The following is a 5743-nucleotide window of genomic DNA, read 5'->3' as shown; positions in this document are numbered from 1 at the left end:
ATAAACTGCTTTTGCTGCTGTTCAAGAGACTGCAGTTTCGAAATAGCAAATTCAAGCTTTCTTTTTTCTTCATTCATTTGATCGATATTTTTTTCAATCGACGTACTCATAAAAAACAAGCCTTGACTAAGCTCTCCAAGTTCATCGCGTCGTTTAAACGGCACATCAGTCAAATAATGGCCTTTTCGAATCTGCTGTGAAGTTTTTTGAAGGGTAGCGATGAGCGAAGCAATGCGATAAAAATAAGCGTAGCCAATTAAAAAAGCTGCTGCTGCTGCAATCGTTCCTCCCATACGAAATAAGTGCCTAATATCAGCTATAAACTGCTGATTATTTTTTAGGGAATGGTCAAAACGAATGGCTCCAATAAATTGATTATCGATTGACACAGGTGCGAAGTAAATAAGGGAAGAACCCGAGATTTGATAGGCTATTTTTTCTTTCAAAGCATAGCTAAGCGTATCAGAAACATCCACATCTTTTTGGCCGATGGGAATAGAGCTTCCTGCTTCCTGTCCTTTTTGATTATATAGGACTGTTTGCATTCCGCTTTGTGATGCAATCGAAGATGCAAGGCGCTGTCCTTTTTGCTGAAGAAAAGAATCTGTATTCAGAGACGGGTCACCGGTTAAATAACTTTGATGAATCGTCTGCTCCGCTGCTTTGCTTTTTTGAATAAGTTCACTTTCTAGCTGATCACGCTGATTTGTCTCAATTCCTTTTAACACAAGTACGCTCAGTACGGTTACTGTTAAAATAATTAAAAAAGCAAGAACGAGTCCCATCTTAGCTTTTAGGCTGATTTTCATTCATTGATCCCTGCTGTCGCTTTATATCCAACCCCATATACCGTTTGAAGCAAATAAGGTTCTGCTTCTCCTACTTTTTTTCGAAGGCGCTGCATGTGAATGTCTACCGTACGTGTACCACCTGCATAATCCATTCCCCAGACAAGATCTAGTAAATCTTCTCGTGTGTACACTCTCTCTAAATTGGCAAGTAATAAAGCAATAAGATCAAACTCCTTTGGTGTAAGCTTAACTAACTCATTGGCAACATGTAACGTGCGCTGAATTAAGTTCACCTTCACTTTTCCCACCGTGATTTCTCCCACAGCTTCAGGAGCTTCATTTTTTTCCATTCGCCGAACAAGTGCTTTAGCTCTAGCTACAAGTTCTCTTACGTCAAAAGGCTTGGTCATGTAATCATCTGCGCCTAACTCTAAGCCTAGAACTTTATCGACGATATCATTTTTAACCGTTAACAAGATAATCCCCATTCCTCTTCGATTCTCAAGTTTTCGGCATACTTCATAGCCGGTTAATTTCGGCATCATCACATCCAATATCATCACGTCAGGTTGAAAGCTTTTTACTTTTTCAAGTGCTTCTTCACCGTCAGATGCGGTGTCTACAATATATCCTTCGCGCTTGAAAGCATAGGATACCGCTGTAGCAATACTTTTTTCATCATCAACTACTAAAATCTTTTTATTCAATGTATCACGTACTTTCATTTGATATTTCTATTCGTCTATCTTATCAAACAGCTTTCCCAAAAACATCTCCAAGTTGTTTCGAAATTGTAAACAAAAATAAAAACACCATATAAGCTGGCGTTTTTTTAGATCTAATATTCATTTGTAAAAGGAAGGATTTTATGCGTATTCAAATATTGATGAAGCAGATCTATACGCTGCTCGCTGCTAATAAAACCAATGTATCCGTCCGGTCTAATAACGTACAGAGCATCTTTTTGAAGCCCTGCTTTCTTCAAGTAAGGGTTCCAAGAAAACTCGTGCAAGGAGAAGTCTTTTTCTTGCATGCTCTTTTTTAGCTTCTCTGCTGCTGTTCCATAGACATGTATTTGCCAGTTTAAAGACTGTAAAGATTCAAAATTCCCTTCTACATAAGGTAATCGATCACCACTTTGCACATTTGTCCCTTGCCCGCTGCTTAGGTCACTATTTCGATACTTAATGCGGATTTGAGATAAAATCGTAAATGCTTTGTGACGGGGATAAGGGAAACGAAATAAAAAGGATAGTACAGGCGGAAAGATATGCTTCCTAAAAAATTGACTCGTTTTATCTCGTGCCACCATTCGCGTAAAAGCGCGATCAGTTGTATTTACAAGCAGCTCTGCAAAAGGCAACCTTTCTTCTTCGTATGTATCTAATATGGAAAGTGCCGCTTTGTGTTGAAGGACAGCTGCTAATTTCCATGAAAGGTTGACTGCATCTCCAATTCCTGTGTTCATTCCTTGTCCCCCYGCAGGACTATGAATATGGGCTGCATCTCCACTTRGAAAAATACGCCCTTGTCGGAAACGACTTGCTACTCTGTGATGGATATGATATGTCGAGAACCAATTTATACCCTCAACCTGAGCACCAAATGTTCGTTGAATAAAAGCGTGAATGTTTTCAGCTTTTACATCGTTTTGCCCCCCAAAAGTTGAAGGAATAATGCCGATCATTCGATACGTTCCTTTACTTCTAACGGGCATACAAATCAAAAATTCTTCATTGCTAAATGAAATACTGATTTTTTGATCCTTCATCACTTCACCAGAGCCGTGAACATCCATCACATAAAAATGCTGTTTATATTTTTCTCCTTTAAACTCTATCTTCATTTGCTTGCGAACGGTACTGTGTGCTCCGTCACATCCACAAATATACTTAAAATAAGCGGTTTCCTCTTGTTGTGCTTTTAATAAAGTTTTTACCTCTTCTCCGTGTTCAGCTAGAGATAGTAACTCCGTCTTCCATTCTACTTCGATCTCAAAATTTTTTAATTTTTCAAGCAGAAACCGCTCGTGGTCGTCCTGTGGAAATGTAAGAACAAAAGGAAAAGGACTTAATCCTTCTCCTAAAGATCCTAGATGAACTTTTGCTTTTATTTTATTCTTCACTCGGACGTATACATCTTCCATCTTAATCCCGCTGTCTATGACTTCATCTGCAAAACCGAACTGCTGATAAAATTCAAGTGTTCGCGGTAAAATAGCCATAGCCCGGGAGGCTTGCCCAGGTCCGTCGCTTCTATCAATAATTCGAAAAGGAATGTTATGTCTGGCTAAATTGTAGGCCATAACGAGGCCAGTAGGGCCGGCACCAACGATTAGGATTTGTGGATTCATCATCATCTCTCCTTTTCATTCAGTTACAGTATCGTTTATATTGAGCGAGACTCCTCTTTTTTTACAGAAGATGCAGGTAAAGCAGAAGCAAACAGAGCACACAAACTTATTAAAGAGATAAGAGCTAGAGCAGATACAGAAGGATTCCATGTCAGATGTTCTCCAAAGAAAAATAGTTCTCTGACGCCATCTACCATAAATCTCATCGGCAGCCATGGATAAATCCACTCTCTATAAAAATCAGGCATAATTTCTGGGGCCATTGAAAGCAAAGGTGCGCCAAAAAATAGAACAATAACGAAAATCGGGAGTCCCTTTAGTCCTAGCCATGAAAGTACGGCTGATATCAAGGTGAAAAAACTGAAGTAAGCAATAGCTAAGAATAGTGCTGTATCCAAAAATGAAGGAACGCTTATTCCAACTACTTCAGCTAACCACACAAGTCCAAAACCAGCAGCTAAAGCAAGTATAACCCCGATGATTACGAATCCTACTTGATTAACGATTTTCTCTTTACGAGAAGAAAACGTGATTTTTTGAAGGCTGAGGAAGACCATTGCAGCACCGGCTATACTTGCCATCCACAGCGGCTGAAATAATGAAACGGGGGCATTTCCGTTGACACTATGAGTCCCTGTTTCGTTTACGTTTATCACTGTCTTTTGAATCGGTGCAGCGAGTGCTAATGCTTGGCTTGCACTTAGTTGCGTTCCGTTTTGTTCAAATCTTTTCACTAGCTGCAAGCGCATATTTTCATTCATCTTATCAACTGCCCCGTTTAGCACCTGACTTGCTAGGATTGAAGCAGCTGTATTCATTCCTTGATTCACTAATAATTTAATAGCAGGTGCATCAGGCTTAGCCGTCTGAAGAGTTGACTGTTTTTTTGTGAAATCTTTTGGAATGATAAGCGCCCCGTAGTATTGTTGATTATTTAACCCTTTTTCAACTTCTTTAGTATTTGAGACAAAGATCCATTTAACCGAAGACTGTTCGGTACTTACCCCTTTCGTATTTTGTTCGATTTGATTTCCTATATTTACATTACCCTTTGCTGGAACTGTCATTCCTTCGTCAGCATTTACGAATGCGATTGGCAAATTCTTAGGTGCTGAGCTTGCCGAAGGAATTAAGGTTAGAATAAAGATAAAAATRACAGCTACTACTATAATTGGTGAAAAATATATAAGCTTTTGATTACCTAATTTCATGTAGATCTCTCCTTTTTGTTTTAAGGATATACACGTTAACGAAAAGATAATGTACATGATGTTGATTAGTGATCACTATGTAAATTATAATAAATTTACCTGTATTCTCAATATGCAATAATAGCGGGAATGTCGATTACTTAACACAAAGCATATAACTGTTCATTATTAAAGAAAAAAGTAGGTGTTTAAAAGCTGTGGGGAATTCAAAAACAGATCGCAGAATTATTCGAACGAAAAGATTTATCCGAGATGCTTTGACAGAATTAATGGAAGAGAAAGGGTTTGAAGGTGTAACGGTCAGGGATTTGACGAAAAAAGCGGATATTAATCGCGGAACTTTTTATTTACACTACCATGATAAATACGATTTGCTTGAAAAAAGCGAAAATGAAGTTATTCAAGAGATAAAAGAATTTATCAAAAAAGCAAATCCCAATGAGATTGTGTCTGCTAATTTAAAAGAACAGCCTTTGCCGTTTATTATTACACTTTTTGAATATATTCAAGAAAATGCACGTTTTATGCAGGTTATGCTTGGTCCAAAAGGAAATCCTGGCTTTCATCTTAAAATTAAAGAAGTTATGAAAACCAATATGCTCGAAAAATTAGAACTTATGGATAATAAAACGACTCCGCTTGTTCCACTTGAACATTTAATGTCTTACGTAACGTCAGCGCATCTTGGAGTTATTCAGCACTGGTTAGAACAAGGTATGAAGCAGTCACCGCGAGAAATGGCCCTGACACTCGCTAGCATGACTTTTTTGGGTCCTGCTTATGTTGCAGGCATTAAACGAACATAAAAGAACCTGCTATTCTCTARGAAAATAGCAGGTTCTTTTTATTAACCTTCTAGTAATAAAGATTCTGGATCTTCTAATAGTTCTTTAACAGTAGCTAGGAAGCTTACGGCTTCTTTGCCGTCAACGATACGGTGATCGTAAGAAAGTGCAATGTACATCATCGGACGATTTTCGATACGCTCTTCATCAATTGCTACCGGACGAAGCTGAACTTTATGCATTCCTAAAATACCAACTTGAGGCCCATTTAAAATTGGTGTAGACATTAATGAACCGAATACGCCGCCGTTTGTAATTGTGAACGTTCCACCTTGTAAATCTTTTAATGCTAATTTGTTGTCGCGCGCTTTTTTCGCTAAATCAACGATAGATCCTTCGATACCAGCGAATGTTTTGCGGTCAGCATCACGCACAACTGGAACAACAAGACCGTCTGGAGCTGACACAGCAATACCGATATCATAGAATTTTTTAATTAATAACTCGTTTCCTTGAATTTCAGCATTTAATAATGGATACTTTTTCAGTGCTGCTACTACTGCTTTTGTAAAGAATGACATAAAGCCAAGTCTTACGTCGTGC

General features: G+C 38.4%; 6 protein-coding genes. 1 reads left to right on the top strand and 5 read right to left on the bottom strand.

The window, feature by feature from the left end; all coding sequences use genetic code 11:
* From AC1DRF_RS15120 to AC1DRF_RS15105, 4 genes are all read right to left on the bottom strand, one after another.
* Nucleotides 1–809, bottom strand: an 809-nt coding sequence (locus tag AC1DRF_RS15120) for a HAMP domain-containing protein (protein WP_477741057.1), incomplete at its 3' end; no start/stop codon positions are given.
* Nucleotides 806–1498, bottom strand: a complete 693-nt coding sequence (locus AC1DRF_RS15115) for a response regulator transcription factor (RefSeq protein WP_043981650.1) — start codon at nt 1496–1498, stop codon at nt 806–808. The genes AC1DRF_RS15120 and AC1DRF_RS15115, both read right to left, overlap by 4 nt.
* Nucleotides 1499–1629: 131 nt before the next feature.
* Entirely contained in the window at nt 1630–3144 is a 1515-nt protein-coding gene (locus AC1DRF_RS15110; protein WP_477741056.1) for an FAD-dependent monooxygenase, read from the bottom strand.
* Between the two features lie 35 nt (nt 3145–3179).
* Entirely contained in the window at nt 3180–4355 is a 1176-nt protein-coding gene (locus tag AC1DRF_RS15105; protein WP_427076048.1) for a YhgE/Pip domain-containing protein, read from the bottom strand.
* Between the two features lie 197 nt (nt 4356–4552).
* Here AC1DRF_RS15105 and AC1DRF_RS15100 point away from each other — a divergent pair, with 197 nt between their 5' ends.
* A complete protein-coding gene (locus AC1DRF_RS15100; protein WP_427076047.1) occupies nt 4553–5161 on the top strand; it encodes a TetR/AcrR family transcriptional regulator in 609 nt (202 codons plus the stop codon).
* 41 nt (nt 5162–5202) lie between these two features.
* On the opposite strand, the gene AC1DRF_RS15095 is transcribed toward AC1DRF_RS15100, so the two are convergent.
* The coding region (locus AC1DRF_RS15095; RefSeq protein WP_477741055.1) for a 2-oxo acid dehydrogenase subunit E2 at nt 5203–5743 on the bottom strand (541 nt) is incomplete at its 5' end.

This window comes from Priestia sp. P5_B4 (assembly GCF_056400385.1).
This window is presented reverse-complemented; position numbering and strand designations above follow the sequence as displayed.